The sequence below is a fragment of the Shimia sp. W99 genome (assembly GCF_053851455.3).
This window is the reverse complement of the sequence record NZ_JBSQBU020000001.1, coordinates 2,080,903-2,096,768: the sequence shown is the minus strand read 5'-3', so window position 1 is coordinate 2,096,768 and position 15,866 is coordinate 2,080,903. Positions and strand designations below refer to the sequence as shown.

General features: G+C 62.7%; 14 protein-coding genes. 7 read left to right on the top strand and 7 right to left on the bottom strand.

Annotated features, from left to right (window positions below; translation table 11 throughout):
- The first annotated feature begins 99 nt into the window (after positions 1–99).
- Entirely contained in the window at positions 100–1,296 is a 1,197-nt protein-coding gene (locus ACS3QZ_RS10485) for a pyridoxal-phosphate-dependent aminotransferase family protein (RefSeq protein WP_456037779.1), read from the top strand.
- Here ACS3QZ_RS10485 and ACS3QZ_RS10480 read toward each other — a convergent pair.
- Positions 1,293–1,466 carry a hypothetical protein gene (locus tag ACS3QZ_RS10480; protein WP_456037778.1) on the bottom strand — a complete coding sequence of 58 codons (174 nt, stop codon included), beginning with the start codon at positions 1,464–1,466 and terminating at the stop codon, positions 1,293–1,295. The two genes, ACS3QZ_RS10485 and ACS3QZ_RS10480, sit on opposite strands and share 4 nt — an antisense overlap.
- A gap of 76 nt (positions 1,467–1,542) precedes the next feature.
- The gene (locus ACS3QZ_RS10475; RefSeq protein WP_456037777.1) at positions 1,543–2,646 is read right to left on the bottom strand and encodes a pyridoxal phosphate-dependent aminotransferase; all 1,104 of its coding nucleotides are present in this window, start codon (positions 2,644–2,646) and stop codon (positions 1,543–1,545) included.
- Positions 2,647–2,766: 120 nt separating this feature from the next.
- Here ACS3QZ_RS10475 and ACS3QZ_RS10470 point away from each other — a divergent pair, with 120 nt between their 5' ends.
- Entirely contained in the window at positions 2,767–3,558 is a 792-nt protein-coding gene (locus ACS3QZ_RS10470; RefSeq protein WP_456037776.1) for a crotonase/enoyl-CoA hydratase family protein, read from the top strand.
- 86 nt (positions 3,559–3,644) lie between these two features.
- Here the strand turns inward: ACS3QZ_RS10470 and ACS3QZ_RS10465 are convergent, their stop codons facing one another.
- The gene (locus ACS3QZ_RS10465; RefSeq protein ID WP_456037775.1) at positions 3,645–3,968 is read right to left on the bottom strand and encodes a DnaJ family domain-containing protein; all 324 of its coding nucleotides are present in this window, start codon (positions 3,966–3,968) and stop codon (positions 3,645–3,647) included.
- A 41-nt stretch (positions 3,969–4,009) separates the two neighbouring features.
- Positions 4,010–7,147, bottom strand: coding sequence for a valine--tRNA ligase (locus ACS3QZ_RS10460; protein ID WP_456037774.1), 3,138 nt, complete (start codon positions 7,145–7,147; stop codon positions 4,010–4,012).
- 141 nt (positions 7,148–7,288) lie between these two features.
- On the opposite strand from ACS3QZ_RS10460, the gene ACS3QZ_RS10455 reads away from it, so the two are divergent.
- Entirely contained in the window at positions 7,289–8,239 is a 951-nt protein-coding gene (locus ACS3QZ_RS10455) for a zinc transporter ZntB (RefSeq protein WP_456037773.1), read from the top strand.
- On the opposite strand, the gene ACS3QZ_RS10450 is transcribed toward ACS3QZ_RS10455, so the two are convergent.
- Together ACS3QZ_RS10450 and ACS3QZ_RS10445 are read right to left on the bottom strand one after the other, a co-directional pair.
- Complete coding sequence (locus ACS3QZ_RS10450) at positions 8,236–8,865, bottom strand: HD domain-containing protein (RefSeq protein ID WP_456037772.1); 630 nt, start codon at positions 8,863–8,865, stop codon at positions 8,236–8,238. The two genes, ACS3QZ_RS10455 and ACS3QZ_RS10450, sit on opposite strands and share 4 nt — an antisense overlap.
- On the bottom strand, positions 8,865–9,743 hold the full coding sequence (locus tag ACS3QZ_RS10445) for a phytanoyl-CoA dioxygenase family protein (RefSeq protein ID WP_456037771.1): 879 nt from the start codon (positions 9,741–9,743) through the stop codon (positions 8,865–8,867). Before ACS3QZ_RS10445 ends, ACS3QZ_RS10450 begins: the two co-directional genes overlap by 1 nt.
- 102 nt (positions 9,744–9,845) lie before the next feature.
- Between ACS3QZ_RS10445 and ACS3QZ_RS10440 the strand changes: the two genes are divergently transcribed.
- Entirely contained in the window at positions 9,846–10,736 is an 891-nt protein-coding gene (locus ACS3QZ_RS10440) for a LysR substrate-binding domain-containing protein (protein ID WP_456037770.1), read from the top strand.
- On the opposite strand, the gene ACS3QZ_RS10435 is transcribed toward ACS3QZ_RS10440, so the two are convergent.
- A complete protein-coding gene (locus ACS3QZ_RS10435) occupies positions 10,733–11,170 on the bottom strand; it encodes an Lrp/AsnC family transcriptional regulator (RefSeq protein ID WP_456037769.1) in 438 nt (145 codons plus the stop codon). The two genes, ACS3QZ_RS10440 and ACS3QZ_RS10435, sit on opposite strands and share 4 nt — an antisense overlap.
- Positions 11,171–11,277: 107 nt before the next feature.
- On the opposite strand from ACS3QZ_RS10435, the gene ACS3QZ_RS10430 reads away from it, so the two are divergent.
- The 3 genes from ACS3QZ_RS10430 (at position 11,278) to ACS3QZ_RS10420 (ending at position 15,857) form a co-directional block, all read left to right on the top strand.
- Positions 11,278–12,408 carry a type III PLP-dependent enzyme gene (locus ACS3QZ_RS10430; RefSeq protein WP_456037768.1) on the top strand — a complete coding sequence of 377 codons (1,131 nt, stop codon included), beginning with the start codon at positions 11,278–11,280 and terminating at the stop codon, positions 12,406–12,408.
- 76 nt (positions 12,409–12,484) lie between these two features.
- Positions 12,485–14,782, top strand: a complete 2,298-nt coding sequence (locus ACS3QZ_RS10425) for a xanthine dehydrogenase family protein molybdopterin-binding subunit (protein ID WP_456037767.1) — start codon at positions 12,485–12,487, stop codon at positions 14,780–14,782.
- Positions 14,760–15,857, top strand: coding sequence for a T6SS phospholipase effector Tle1-like catalytic domain-containing protein (locus tag ACS3QZ_RS10420; protein ID WP_456037766.1), 1,098 nt, complete (start codon positions 14,760–14,762; stop codon positions 15,855–15,857). The genes ACS3QZ_RS10425 and ACS3QZ_RS10420 overlap by 23 nt, the downstream gene beginning before the upstream one ends.
- The last annotated feature ends 9 nt before the right edge of the window (positions 15,858–15,866 follow it).

Sequence of the window (15,866 nt, the reverse complement as noted above, 5' to 3'; positions counted from 1 at the left end):
GCGGAAAACCTCTTGCGCCCGCGTGGCGGGTTATTGACGTCGGTTCATGGGGGGATAGTGTCTGTCCGATCACTCTTAACAGCGCAAGGAGTCGGGTTCATGGATCTGACGCAGGGACGTTCCTATCTCGCCATTCCCGGCCCCTCCGTGATGCCCGAGGCGGTGTTGCGCGCAATGCACCGTGCTGCACCCAACATCTATGAAGGGGAACTGATCGACCTGACCTACGGTCTGATTCCGGATCTGAAGATGGTGGCAGGGACCAGGCATCACGTGGCGATCTATATCGGCAACGGGCATGCGGCATGGGAGGCGGCGCTGGCCAACGTGATCTCTCCCGGAGAGAAGGTGCTGGTGCCGGCCTCGGGGCGGTTCGGGTACGGCTGGAGCGAGATCGCAGAGGGGCTAGGTGCCCAAACGCAGATCATTGATTTCGGGCGTCAAAGCCCGATTGATTCCGAACGGGTGGCAGATGCGTTGGCCGCCGACACTGGCCACGAGATCAAGGCCGTGCTGGCGGTGCATGTGGACACGTCGACCTCGGCACGCTCTGACATTGCCGCGTTGCGCAAAGCCATGGACGCCGTGGGGCATCCGGCACTGTTGATGGTGGATTGCATCGCGTCGCTGGGCTGTGACCGGTTCGAGATGGATGCCTGGGGCGTGGATGTGATGGTTGCGGCCAGCCAGAAGGGACTGATGGTGCCGCCGGGGCTGGGTTTCGTGTTCTTCAACGGCAAGGCGGCGGTGGTGCGCGAGTCAATGCCGCGCGTAAGCCGGTATTGGGATTGGACACCGCGTGCGAATCCCGAGTTCTATTACCAACTTTTCTGTGGCACGGCGCCGACGCATCACCTTTATGGGCTGCGCGCCGCTTTGGATATGATCAAGGCGGAGGGGCTGGATCATATCTGGGCGCGTCATGAGATCCTGGCGCGGGCGATCTGGGCGGCTGTGGGGGCGTGGGGACAGGATGGTCCGATGCGGCTAAACATGGCGGACCCGGCGCATCGCAGCCATGGAGTGACGTCTCTGCATCTGGGGGCGCCGCATGGCACGGTGCTACGGCGCTGGACACAGGATCAGGCGGGGCTGACGCTTGGCATCGGGCTGGGTATGTCGACCGACGCGGATCCCGCAGGTGACGGGTATTTCCGGTTCGGTCACATGGGGCATGTGAATGCGCAGATGATCCTTGGGCTTCTGGCGACGGTTCAGAGCGGGCTTTTGGCGTTGAGTATTCCCCACGGGCCGGGTGGGATCGAGGCGGCCTCGGAGGTGATTGCGGGCGCCTAGGGGCGCCCGGAAATACGGTTGATGCCGGCGTTCAGGATCACGGCGAACACCATCACGGCGGGTAGGCCCCAGAGCACCCAGAACACGCCGAATATCCAGAGCAGGTTGACGAAACCCATCACCAGGCAGGTGGTGGTGTAATCCTCGACACGCTGGATCGGGCGGGACATGGGCTTTCCTCCTTGGGCAGAAGGATAGCGCCGTTTCGTGTGCGGGGCGGCAAATTTTTCGTGAGCAGGCGTGAAATCAGCCGAGTTCCGCCAGTACCTCTTCGAGCGCGGCGTCGAACAGGGCGAGTTCGTGTTCCGGCCCGCAACTGATGCGGATGCAGCGGTTCTGGGGGGCGACGAAAGGCATCCGCACGAATACGCCACGCGCCACGAGACCGTCGAGAATGGCCTTGGCATAAGCGCCGTCACGGCCGCAGTCGATTGCAACGAAATTGGTGGCCGAATGCAGAGCGGTGAGCCCGTATTTGGCGGCGATATCGGTGATCGTGTCGCGCGCGGCCGCGACCTTCGCGCGGGTTTCTTGGAGCCAGTTGGCATCTTGCAAGGCGGCCAGCGCCCCGGCCTGTGCGGCGCGGTTCATACCGAAATGGTTGCGGATCTTTTCGAAGGCGCGGATGAAATCGGCCTGCCCAAGTGCATAGCCCACACGGGCGCCCGCCATGCCGTAGCCCTTGGAGAAGGTGCGCATGCGGATCACGCGGGGATCGTCGATCGACACCGGCGCGGCGGTGCCCTCGGGGGCCAGTTCGACATAGGCCTCGTCGAGCACCAGAACGCAGCCTTCGGGGATAGCGTCGAGCTGGGCCACGATGTCGACGCCCTTGCACCAACTGCCCATCGGGTTATCGGGATTGGCGAAGTAGACCAGCTTGGCGTCGACCTCGGCAGCCTTGGACAGCAGCGCGGGCAGGTCTTCAGAATCGCCGTGATAAGGGACCGTGTGCAGCGCGCCGCCGAAACCTGCGACGTGGTAGTTGAAGGTAGGGTATGCGCCGAGCGAGGTGACCACCGAGTCGCCGGTTTCGATCAGCAGGCGCACGAGATAGCCGAGGAGGCCGTCGATGCCTTCGCCTACGACGATGTTCTCGGGGGCAACCGCATGAAAATCGGCAAGCGCATGGCGCAGATCATGGCTTTCGGGGTCGCCATACATCCAGATATCAGAGGCCGCGCTCTGCATGGCGGCGATGGCCTTGGGCGAGGGGCCGAAGATGTTTTCGTTGGCGCCCAGACGAGCGTCGAAGGCACGGCCCATGTTTCGTTCCTGGGCTTCGGGTCCGACAAAGGGGACGGTGGCGGGCAGGCTCTGAGCGAGCTTGGTAAAACGGGGTCCGGTCATGCGCGTGAATTTGGCGCAATGGCCGTCAGGCGGCAAGCGAGAAATGCCCCGACGTTAGAGTGGATTTTGGCGGCAGTCCTTGTGAGATTGGGGCAACGACGCTTTGAGAGGGAGGCATTCATGGCCCGCGTATCGGTTGAGATTGAAAACCACATTGCCCGCGTGACGCTGACGCGGGGGGACAAGATGAATGCGCTGGACCCGGAGATGATGCAGGCCATCGTCGATGCCGGGGAAAGCCTGATGGACAACGAGGACGTGCGGGTTGTCGTGCTGTCGGGAGAGGGCAAGGCGTTTTGCGCGGGGCTGGACGTGATGTCGTTTGGCATCCACGCCGGAAGCGACCCTGTCGAATTGTTGATGCCGCGCAGCCATGGAAACGCCAACCTGTTCCAGCAGGTGGTTATGGTGTGGCGCAAGTTGCCAGTGCCGGTGCTCTGTGCGCTTCAGGGTGTGGCCTATGGTGGAGGATGCCAGATCGCGCTGGGCGCGGATGTGCGCTTTGCGGCGCCCGATACCAAGATGGCGGTGATGGAGATGAAATGGGGAATCGTGCCGGATATGGGCGGGATGGCGCTGTTGCCGCATCTCACCCGGTCGGACGTGATCCGGCGGCTGACCTATACGGCGGCACCGTTTGATGCCGCGCAGGCGCTGGACTGGGGGTTGGTCAGCGAGATTGCCGAAGATCCGGTGGCAGCCGCGATGGCGCTGGCCGAGGAGATTGCAGGCAAGAGCCCGTCGGCCATTCGCGCGGCCAAGGCTCTGATCGGGTTTGCCGAAGAAAACAAGGGCGATCCGGATGCCGTGCTGCTTGAGGAGAGCCGGGTGCAGTCCACCCTAATGGGCAAACCGCACCAGATGGTGGTGATTGCCGCGAACCTGCAAAAGCGCAAGCCGAATTTCGGGTGAAGCAAGGGGGCCAGCCCCCTGGTTTGAAAATGTAGGCATTTTCAAACTTACCCCCGGAGTATCTGCGGAAATATGAAGAGGCGGAGCTATTTCAGGAACTTGCGGTAGGCTTCGCGTTCGACGTTATAGGCGAGTTCCAGTTCAGCGATGCGGGCCATGAGGCGCTTCCTGTCCGCCGGATCGGTGGCGCTCCGCCAATCCTTGCGGGCCTGCTCTAACTGTTCCTTGAGCTCAAACTCTCGCGGGACCACACCTGCCTGGGCCATGATGCGATGACCGGCGGCGATGGCGGGGTCTTCGAGCGCGTGGCGCTGGGGCAGGGGTTTGCCGGAGCCTTCGAGGTTGGTGAGTTGCCCCTCGGCTTCGGCCTTCTTGATCTGCCGTTCTATCAGGTTTCGAAAAGAGCGCATCATGCCGTCATTATAGGCATAATGCGCGGCTTTTCACAGGCTCAGTCGATTTCGGCCAGCTTGTCCAGCGCGGCCTTGAGCTTGGCTTCTTCCTCTTCGCGGGCGGCGAGGTTTTCGCGGGCTTCTTCCACCACCTCTTCCGGGGCGGAGGCCACGAATTTGGGGTTGTTCAGGCGGCCGCGCAGACCGCCCAGTTCCTTGGCGAGTTTGCCTAAGGTCTTTTCAAGGCGCGCTTTTTCGGCGTCGATGTCGATGATGTCGGCCAGCGGAAGGCCAAAGCTGCCGCCCTCGACCGCAACGGTGATCGAGCCTTTGGGGAACTCGGCCGCTTCGGTCAGGCTGTCGATGCGCGCGAGCTTCATGATCAGCGCCTCGTTGCGGGCCCATGCCTCTTTGCCGGCGGCATCAAGTTCGCTTACCAGCATCGGGATCTTGAGGCCTGCGGGCACGTGCATCTGGGCACGTGCCGAGCGGACGTTATCGATCACCGAGATCACCCAGTTCATTTCGCGGTCGGCGGCTTCGTCAACGAAATCAGCAGCTTGGTAGGTCGGCCAATCGGCGTGCACCAGCATCGTGTCGCGTGTCCCAAGGTTGTCCCAGAGCTCTTCGGTGATGAAGGGCATGATCGGGTGCAACAGGATCAGGCACTGGTCGATGACCCAGCGCATGGTCGACTTGGTTTCGGCCACAACAGCGGGGTCTTCGGAGGCGAAGAGCGGCTTGGAGAATTCCAGATACCAGTCGCAGACCTTGCCCCAGACAAAGGCGTAAAGCGCGTTTGCGGCGTCGTTGAAGCGGTAGTTTTCGAGCGCGTCATCGACGGTTTCGCGAACCTTGGCGGTTTCACCGATGATCCATTTATTCGCGGTTTGGGCCACGTCGGTATCACGTCGGTATTGTGTCGGTATCACGTCGGTATCGAACACGCCGTTCATCTCGGCAAAGCGCGCGGCGTTCCAGAGCTTGGTGCCGAAATTGCGGTAGCCCGCGATCCTTGCCATGTCGAGTTTGAGCACGCCCCCAAGCGCGGCCATGGCCGCCGAGGAGAAGCGCAGCGCGTCGGCACCGTATTCGTCGATGATTTCCAGCGGGTCCATGACGTTGCCAGTGGACTTGGACATCTTCTTGCCCTTGGCGTCGCGGACAAGGCCGTGCAGGTAGACCGTGTCGAACGGGATGTCGTCGACCACGGCCAATTGCATCATCATCATGCGGGCGACCCAGAAGAACAAGATGTCCTGCCCGGTGACGAGGGTCGAGGTCGGGAAGTATTTCTCCAGCTCCGGCGTCTTGTCGGGCCAGCCCAGCGTGCCGATGGGCCAGAGGCCGGAGGAGAACCAGGTGTCGAGCACGTCGGGGTCGCGCCAGACCGGGTAGACCAGCTTGGTCGGGTCCTGCGTGACTTCGTATTCGGCCAGACCGGCGGCAAAGGCATGCACAGCGGCGGCGCGGTCTTCGACCTCGATCACGTTGGCATGGTTGAGCGGCGTCGGCAGGGCGGCTTCGACATCTGCGAACTGGGCCTTCACCGCCTCGAAGTCATGGGCGCAATGGTGGCGCTCATCCCCGAGCAGAAGCTTCTGCTCGGAAAGCAGGCGGCCCATTTCCACTAGATCGAGCGTGCCGTCGCCTTCGTCATCGACAAAGCCGTTGGCCGAGAGGTCAAAACCATACCAGACCGGGATCTGGTGGCCCCACCACAGCTGGCGCGAGATGCACCAGGGTTCGATGTTCTCAAGCCAGTGGTAATAGGTTTTCTCGCCCGACTCGGGGAGAATCCTGACCTTGCCCGAACGCACCGCATCGAGCGCGGGGCCGACAACCTTTTCAGCGTCCACGAACCATTGGTCGGTGAGCATCGGTTCGATCACCACCTTGGAGCGGTCGCCAAAGGGCTGCATGATCGGCTTGTTCTCGACCAGCGGGATCTCTTCCGGCTCACCCTCGGCCCCGGCGGCGGGGTTGGGGATCATCACGGCAAGACCTTCTTCGGTGATCTGGTTGATCACGGCGGTGCGCGCTTCGAACCGGTCCAGCCCGCGCAGGTCATCGGGCACGAGGTTGATGGCGTCGGCCTCGTTCTCGGTCAGGGTCATTTCGCCCTTGGCGACGGCCATGGCGGTGGCGGCGTCTTCGGCATAGGGTTTGCCGTCGGCGCGCATGTGGCCCTTGGTGTCCATCAGGCGGTACATCGGGATGCCGTCGCGCTTGGCGACCTGGTAGTCGTTGAAGTCATGTGCGCCGGTGATCTTCACCGCGCCCGAGCCGAAATCGGGATCGGGGTATTCGTCGGTGATGATCGGGATCAGGCGGCGATGTTCCTTGGGGCCGACCGGGATTTCGCAGAGCTTTCCGACGATGGGCGCATAGCGTTCGTCCGACGGGTGCACCGCGACGGCGCCATCGCCCAGCATCGTCTCGGGGCGTGTCGTGGCGATGGAGATATAATCGCGCTCCTCGGTCAGGATCACGTTCCCATCTTCGTCTTTCTCGACATAGGTATAGGTCGCGCCACCCGCGAGCGGATATTTGAAGTGCCACATATGGCCGTGCACTTCGATATTCTCGACTTCAAGATCGGAGATCGCGGTTTCGAAATGCGGATCCCAGTTCACGAGGCGTTTGCCGCGATAGATCAGGCCCTTTTCGTACATGTCGACAAAGACCTTGAGCACGGCATCGTGGAAATTGCCGCCCGCCACGTCTTCGGGCGCGCCGGGGGCGCCTGACATGGTGAAGGCTTCGCGCGACCAATCGCAGGACGCTCCGAGGCGCTTGAGCTGGTTGACGATGGTGCCGCCGGATTGCGCCTTCCATTCCCAGACCTTTTCGAGGAATTTCTCGCGGCCCAGTTCGTTGCGCGAGGGCTGCTGCTCTTCGGCAAGTTTGCGTTCCACCACCATCTGGGTGGCGATGCCAGCGTGGTCGGTGCCGGGCTGCCAGAGCGTGTCAAAGCCCTGCATCCGTTTCCAGCGCATCAGGATATCCTGAAGCGTGTTGTTGAAGGCATGGCCCATGTGCAGAACGCCGGTCACGTTCGGGGGTGGGATCATGATGCAATAGGTCGAGGCGCCGGGCTTGGCGTTGGCACCGGCTGTGAAGCAGCCCGCCTTTTCCCAGGCTTCGTAGAGACGGCCTTCGGCTTCGGCCGCGTTGAAGGTCTTTTCCATTGCCATTTTTCTTGATCCAGCTTGGTGTTCAGGTTGGATGATCCATTATCGAATGGTGCGCCCAAGGGAAAGGTCGCATGCCAATTTTCTTGACCTTGGCGGGGGGGCTGGCGAGTCTGGGGGTGGAAATTCAGGGGAACCCACTAAATGACCGCGATGAAGGAAATCAGTCTTGATCAGGCAGGGCGCATCGTGCCGGAAGCCGTGGAGGGTGGGTTTGTCTGGCGGCATGCGGATATGGCGCTGCCGGGTGCGGGTGAGGAACTGGAAGCGCTGGGGCTGGATCCGCTGGTGATGCAGGCCCTGCTGGCGGCCGAGACGCGGCCGCGCTGTACGGTGCATGGCGACGGGGTGTTGATGAACCTGCGCGGAGTGAACCTGAATCCCGGCGCGGAACCCGAGGACATGGTGTCGCTGAGGTTGTGGTTGACGGCGGATTTGGTGGTGAGCGTGCAGCGGCGCCAGTTGCGCGCCCTGGACGATGTGATCGGGGCGGTGGAGCGCAACCAGGGGCCGGAAGGGCCGGCAGATCTGGTGGCGCGGTTGGCGCTGCGGCTGGCGGACCGAGCAGAACCGGTGGTCGCCGGGCTGAACGAAAACATCGACGCGCTCGAGGATGCCGCGCTTGACGGGGACGTGCCGCCATCGCGGGCCAAGCTGGCAGATATCCGGCGCATTGCCATCGTGTTGCGCCGCTACATGTTTCCGCAGCGTGACGCGCTGAGCACGCTTGAGATCGAAACCCTTCCATGGGTGCGCCCGGAGGATCGCTCGCGGTTGCGGGAAGCAACCGAAAGGGTGACGCGTTTGGCCGAGGAACTGGACGCGATCCGCGACCGGGCGCAGCTGGTGCAGGACCAGATCCTTGATCTCAGGGCCGAGGCAATGAACCGGCAGATGCTGATCCTGTCGGTGGTGGCGGCGCTGTTTCTGCCGTTGGGGTTGATCACCGGGCTGTTGGGGATCAACGTCGCGGGCATCCCCGGCGCCCAGACACCATGGGCGTTCTGGGCGGTTTGCGGGCTGTTGGTGGGGACGGCAGCGATCCAGATGTGGGTGTTTTGGCGGATCGGCCTGATCGGGCGACGGCGCGATTAGTCTGGCTGGCTCCGCCGCGCGGCTTTTGTTGCATCGGTCAGTGGTTCACGCGCGCCGGGGCGGATCACCTCTGGGTCATAGGGTTTGCGGTCAAACACTTCGCGCACCATCGGGGCGAAGAATTCGAGCGGCAGGTCTTCATAGTCGGGATCAAAGGACGCCTGGTCCCAGCGTTCGCAGAATTCGGCGTTGTCGTCGAAATAAGGGTGCCCTTTGTGCCGGTCGCGTTTGTGTTGGTCGAACCCGTCAAGGTGGTGACCGTAATAGAGCATCTGGAAGTCGCCATGAGTCTGCACCACCCAGGCGCATTGCTCGCGCACGAAAGGTTTGAGGATCGTGGCGGCGTATTCGTCGTGATTGTAAGGCGCGTAGATGTCGCCGATGTCATGCAGCAGAGCCGACACCACCCAGTCGATATCGGCCCCGTCGCGCCAGGCGCGGGTGGCGGATTGCACGGAATGGCCAAGGCGGGTGATCTGGTAGCCCGACAGGCTTTCGTCGAGCTCGACAAGGGCCTTGAGGAGCCGGTCGGCGGTGTGGCGCGTGTGGTCGATCTCATGGGCCGTCAGGAATTCGTACTCTTCCTTGGTGCCGTCCTTCATCTGGGTAAAGCTAACCTTGTCCATTACGCATATAGTCCCTTCGTATTGTCTGCGCCCTTCATCGTCGCCTGTGCCTGAGCGGAGCGGATTTCCTCGTAAAGGGCAAGGCTTTCCGGCGAAAAGGGCGCGCGGGGTGGGGCATAGTTGATGAAATTTCCGGTACGGTCGGCGCCGCGGGCGAGCATGGCGTAATCCTTGTCGGCGACCTGTTGAGCGACCTCAGGGCTGACGTATCGGATCACGGCGGCGATGCGACGGTCATCGCTCGTGTTGGGGCCGGAGCCGTGGATTGTCAGCCCGTGATGCAGCGACATTTGGCCGGGGTGAATCTCGATGGGCACCTTGTCGGTCTCGGCGACGTCGACGCGCACTTCCTGTCCACGCGACAGCAGATTCTCTTCGGAAAACGTGTCTTCATGGGGCAGGATGGCGTTATTGTGGCTGGCACGCACGAAATCCATGCAGCCCGATTGCGGAGTCGCCGGGGAGAGCGCCAGCCATGCTGTCACCAGCCCGTCGATCGCGCCCAGCCCCCAATAGGTGAGGTCCTGGTGCATGCCCACCATGTGGCGGGTGCGTGGTTCCTTGATGAAGAATTCGACGCCATAGATCAGGATGTCCGGGCCGATCAGACCTTCGACGATGTCGAGAATGCGTGGGTCGGAGCCTATGCGATGGGCCAGCGGCATGACGCATTGGGCGTTGACCCGTTTGTAGGTGTTGAGCGGTTGGGGCAGCCCGGCATCGAGCCAGTCGCGTTCCAGCGCCTCGAGTTCGGTGCGCAGGGTTTGGGCCTCGTCCGGGGTCAAGACGGGAAGCGGGAACAGGAATCCATCCTCCCAATATTGGGCGGTTTGGGCGGTGGAGAGGCGACCATTGGTCAAGGGCAGGGAAGGAATCATGAGGACCTCCGGCTGGGTGATGATCCGAGGCTAGTGCGGGAAGCGGGATTTGCAGCACGGCGGCTCTTGCCTCAGAGGCTAAGCTGAGCTTAGCCTATTGACATGGAGAGCCGGATTCCTTCGCTGAACTGGCTGCGTGTGTTCGAGGCCGCCGCGCGGACGGAAAGTTTTGCGCGTGCGGCGCAGCAGTTGAACATGTCCGCCGCCGCCGTGAGCCAGCAGGTGCGCGCGCTGGAAGACCGGCTTGGCGCCCCCCTGTTCACGCGTCGCGCGCAGGCTGTGCGACTGACCGAGGCCGGGCGGGCCTATTTACCCCCCGTCCAACAGGCGTTGATGACACTGGAAGAGGCCACCGAAGGGCTTTTTGGGGCGGTCGGCGGGCAGGGGCTTTACCTGCAATCGGTGCTAATCTTTGCGCATGGGATCCTGTCGAAGGGGTTGGCCGAATTCGAGGCGCAGCATCCGGGCATTTCGGTGATGCTCAGCACAGGTAATTCGGCAAGCGATTTTCAGCAGGGGTTCAGTGATCTCAAGATCATCTTTGGCAATCCGCATGAATATGGGCGGGAAAGTGACCGGATCATGGGGGAGCGGTTGATCCCCGTGGCGCCGCCGGATGTGGCGCGCCAGATTGCCCATGCGGGCGACCTGTTGGACTGGCCCCTGATCGAAGTGGGCACGCATCGGTCCGGATGGCGGCAGGTTTTGGAAACGGCGCGGGCGCGGCCCGGAGCAGGGCGGATGGTGCATGCGGATAACACGCTGATGGCAATGGCGATGTCCCGCGCGGGACGCGGGATTGCCCTCGCGCGGGCACCTGCGAGCGACCTTGAAATGCAGGGGGCCGGGTTGGTGCCATGCCTGCCCGGGTTCGAGGTGCAGGGCAGCCAAGCTTATCACCTGGTTTACGACAGCCTGAGCGGTCTGCGCCCGCCTGCGCGGCGGTTTCGCGACTGGCTTTTGGACTGGGTGCGCGCGCAGGGGTGGGATTAGGCCCGGTTGCGAGAGAGCTTGGTGCTTAGGTGGATCAGGCTTTCGGAACTGCGCACGCCCTTGGTTTCGCCGATACGGTCGAGGGTTTCGTCCAGTTCGGATGTCGATTCCGCGGCGATACGGACGATCAGGTCGACCCGGCCCGAACAGGTGTGTACCGATTCGACGGCAGGCAGGGTCTTGAGCCTTTGAAGCACCGACGGACCGGCGCGCAGTTCGATCGACACCAGCGCCGTGGCCCGGATGCGCGGGCGCGCCATTTCCCCAAGTTTCAGGGTGTATCCGGTAATGGCGCCGCCTTGTTCAAGTCGGTCGATCCGAGCCTGAACCGTGGTGCGCGCGAGGCCAAGCTGGCGGGCCAGCGTGGCCACGGGAGCACGCGCGTTTTCCGAGAGAAGCGAGAGCAGTTTGCGGTCGGTTTCGTCAAGTTGCATGTCTGGACTGTCAGTTTGCCGATATTTTCCTGCATATCTACCACATTGATACATGAAATCGACCGAAAACCGGGGGAATCTAAAAAGAAACAGGACGTGAGGCAGATATGCGCAATCAACCGGCCCTTTGGCCTTCTCCCACTTGGCATCTCAAGAAGTTTCAGCCGGATGACCCGGTTTTGTATTTTGCGCCGGACGTGTTGCAGGCGACGGCACGGCGGTTTGAAGCCGGGTTTGACGGGCTGGTCACCTATGCGGTCAAGGCCAATGACCAGGCGGCAGTGCTCGATAACCTCGTAGGGGCCGGGCTGGCGGCGTTTGATGTCGCCTCGCTGAACGAGATGGCAAAGGTGCGGCAGGCCAAGGCGGATGCGGTGCTGCACTATCACAACCCGGTGCGGTCGGTGGCCGAGATCGCCGGGGCGGTGGGGCATGGCATTGCGAGCTGGTCGGTGGATTGCCCGCGCGAGTTGGACAAGCTGGCCGATGTTCCACGGCATGGTACCGAGATCGCGGTGCGGCTGCGGATGCCGGTGCCGGGGGCGGCCTATGATTTTGGTGAGAAATTCGGGGCCGACCCGGACCAGGCGGTTGCGCTGATGAAAAAGGCGCGCGCGATGGGATTTGATGTTTCCCTGACCTTCCATCCGGGCACGCAATGCGCCGATCCGCAGGCATGGGCGGTGTATATTGTGGAAGCGGCGGATGTGGCGCGCCGCGCGGGGGTGACCTTGAAGCGGTTGAATGTGGGGGGCGGTTTTGCCGCCCATCGCCGGGGAGCGGCCCCTGATCTTGAGGCGATTTTTGACCGGATTGCGTCCGAGACCAACCGCGCCTTTGGTACCGCGCGTCCCGCGCTGGTGTGTGAGCCGGGCCGGGCGATGGTGGCCGAGAGCTTTACATTGGCGCTTCGGGTCAAGGCGGTGCGCGGGGACGCGGTGTTTCTGAACGATGGTGTTTATGGGTCGCTGACGGAACTGCGTGACATCGGAGCGCCCGACCGGGTGTCGGTGATGCGCCCGGACGGCGCGGAGCTTGGTGGGGTCAAGGCGCAGAAGGTAGTATTCGGGCCGACCTGCGACAGTATCGACCGTTTGCCGGACCGCATGGCGCTTTCCCAGGAGATTGCCGAAGGGGATTACGTGATGATCCGGGCGATGGGGGCCTATTCCGCGTCGATTTCGACCGGGTTCAACGGCTATGGCCGACAGGAGGTCGTCACCGTCGCGGCATTGTGAGCCGCCCCGCCTCTGGACAAGCTGCCCGCGCCGTTTACATTCCATGTTAACAATCTGACGCGCGGGGAGCAGGTGCATGGAAAAGTTCGGTAAAAGCCAGCCGGTGCGGCGGGTCGAGGATTCGCGGTTTCTGACCGGGCAGGGGCGGTATGTGGATGACATCGCGCCCAAGGACGGGCTTCATGCGTTTTTCCTGCGCTCGCCGGTGGCACATGCCGAAATCACGGAACTGGATGTCAGCGATGCGGTTGAGGCCGAGGGTGTGCATTGCGTCCTGACGCAGGCCGACCTTGAGGCGGCGGGGCTGGATGCGCAGCTTTTGGGCGCGCGGGTCAAGAACCGGGATGGTTCGCAAGGCGCCGGTCCCAAACGGCCTTTGTTGGCCGAGGGCCGTGTGCGCTATGTCGGGGAGCCGATTGCGGTGGTGGTGGCAGAAACACTGGCGCATGCACGTGATGCGGCGGAAATGATCCTGTTCGATTTTGACGATCTGCCCGCACATGTGGATTTGGCCGTGGGCGGCGAGACGCTGCACGCAGAAGCGCCGGAAAACCGGGCGTTTGACTGGGGATTGGGGGATGAGGCGGCGACCGAGGCCGCCTTTGCCAAGGCGGCGCATGTGGTGCGGCTTGAGGTTGGCGACAACCGGGTGATCGTCAATTCGCTGGAGCCGCGCGGCAGCTATGCCGAATGGGAAGACGGACGGGTGCATGTCGCGGTAAACGCACAGGGCGTTTGGGTGCCCAAGGCGCAGGTGGCCCGTATTTTCGGGATGGAACCTGAGCAGGTGCGCGTGACCAACCCCGATACGGGTGGTGGGTTCGGCATGAAGGCCATGGTCTATAACGAGCCTTTCGTGATCGCGCAGGCCGCGCGCATCGTTGGGCGGCCGGTGCGCTGGATGGCGGAGCGAACCGAGGCGATGTTGTCGGACAACGCGGGGCGTGACCTCGTGTCGATGGCGGAAATGGCGTTTGACGAGAACCTTAAGGCGATTGCCTATCGCGTGCACACGACCTGCAATCTCGGGGCCTATAATTCACAGTTTGCCCAGGCCATTCAGACCAACCTGTTCAGCAGGGTTTTGATGGGGGTCTATGACGTTCAGGATACGTGGCTGCGGGTCGAGGGGGTCTATACCAACACGACGCCCGTGGATGCCTACCGCGGGGCCGGGCGGCCTGAGGCGATTTACGTGCTGGAACGGCTGATGGACCGCGCTGCACGCGAATTGGGGGTGGATCCGCTGGAGCTGCGGCGACGCAGTTTCATTCCGAAAGAGGCGTTCCCGTACAAGACGGCGACGGGGGAAACCTATGATGTGGGCGATTTCGATCGGGTGCTGACACGGGCGGCTGCGTTCTCTGACTGGGACGGGTTTGAGGCGCGTAAATCGGCCAGCTCGGCCAAGGGAAAACTGCGTGGGCGGGGTTTGTGTTACTATATCGAAAGCATTCTGGGCGATCCTTCGGAAGGGGCGAAGGTCGAGTTCAACGAGGATGGCACCGTGTCGATCTATGTCGGGACACAAAGCAATGGACAGGGGCATGAAACGGTCTATGCCCAGTTCCTGTCGGACCAGACGGGGATTCCCGCGCATCTGATCGAGGTGGTGCAGGGCGACAGCGACCGGATTGCGCAGGGCGGCGGCACCGGCGGGTCACGATCGGTCACGGTGCAGAATTCGGCCACGCTGGTAACGGTCGAGAAGATGATCGCGGCCTTCACGCCATTTCTGGCTGAAAAGATGGGGGTTGATCCCGAAGCGGTGCGCTTTGACGATGAGCAGTTCCGCGCCGACGGGTCAAACCTGCATCCGACGATGCTTGAGGCTGCAGAGATGGCGCGAGCCGATGGGCGCGAAGACCTGCTCCGCCACGAGGCGCGCATGACACTTGAGGCGCGCTCTTTCCCCAACGGGGCGCATGTTGCCGAGGTCGAGATTGACCCCGAGACAGGGCAGGTCACGGTCGACCGCTATGACGTGGTCGACGATTTTGGCAACCTGATCAACCCGATGCTGGCCGAGGGGCAGGTGCATGGCGGGGTGGCGCAAGGCGTCGGACAGGCGTTGATGGAACATGTCGTCTTTGACGAGGATGGGCAGTTGCTGACTGCGACTTTCATGGATTACGCCATGCCGCGCGCCGGGGATCTGCCGATGATCCGGTTCACCACCGAGGCGGTCCCGTCGACGGCAAATGCGATGGGGATGAAAGGCTGTGGCGAGGCCGGGACCGTGGGCGCTATGGCGGCGGCGGCGAATGCGGTGCAGGATGCCTTGTGGGAACACGGTGTGCGTCAGGCGGATATGCCCTTCACACCGCTGCGTGTATGGGAAATGCTAAGGGATGCCTCTCAGACGGCTGCATGAACGACTTCTCGGATGGCTTGGTCGGCGCGCGAGCGAAGACCATTCCGCAGCCGTTGCGCGTCGCGGACCGCAGACCCATGTGATCATTCTTGATGGCACGATGTCGACTCTGGAGCCCGGGCAGGAGACCAATGCCGGCCTCACCTATCGCCTTTTGCAGGAGATGGGCGCGGAGGTGTCTCTTTATTACGAGGCGGGGGTGCAGTGGCCCGGCTGGCGCCATACGCTTGACGTGATGATGGGGCGGGGGATCAATCGACAGATCAGACGCGCCTACGGATATTTGGCGTCACGCTACCGCCCCGGAGACCGGATCGTGCTCATGGGATATTCGCGCGGGGCGTTTGCTGTGCGCTCGCTGGCCGGGGTCATTGACCGGGTGGGGCTGTTACGGACGGCCTGCGCCACCGAGCGCAATATTCGCACCGCCTATCGCCACTATGAGTGGGCTCCGGAAAGCGATGCCGCCCGTGTTTTCGCCAAGGCTTATTGCCATGAAGATATCATGGTCGAGATGGTCGGGGTCTGGGACACGGTCAAGGCGTTGGGGCTGCGGTTGCCTGTCTTGTGGCGCCTGACCGAGGATCGTCATCAGCATCACAACCACCACCTGAGCCCGTCAGTGAAACACGGGTTCCACGCGCTGGCGCTTGATGAAACCCGCGAAGTGTTCGAGCCGGTGCTTTGGGAATGCCCCGAAAGCTGGGACGGGCGGGCCGAACAGGTCTGGTTTCGGGGGGCACATGGCGATGTGGGCGGCATGCTTGGCGGCTATGACGCGGCGCGGCCCCTGTCGAATATCCCGCTGGTGTGGATGCTGGAAAAGCTGGAAAGCTGCGACGTGCGCCTGCCGGACGGATGGCGCGCGCGTTTCGCGACGGATGCGGACGCGCCCATGGTCGGGACGTGGCGCGGCTGGGGCAAGATGTTCCTGCTACGCAAGCGTCGGGTCGTTGGGCGGGATCGCTCGGAACGCATTCACGAAAGCGCGCGGTCGTATGTTGAAACAGGGCGCCTCAAGGCCACCGGGCCGGATGGGTCCCCGGTTGAGTTCCCGCCGTCGGTTGACGCCTGAGAGCTTTTT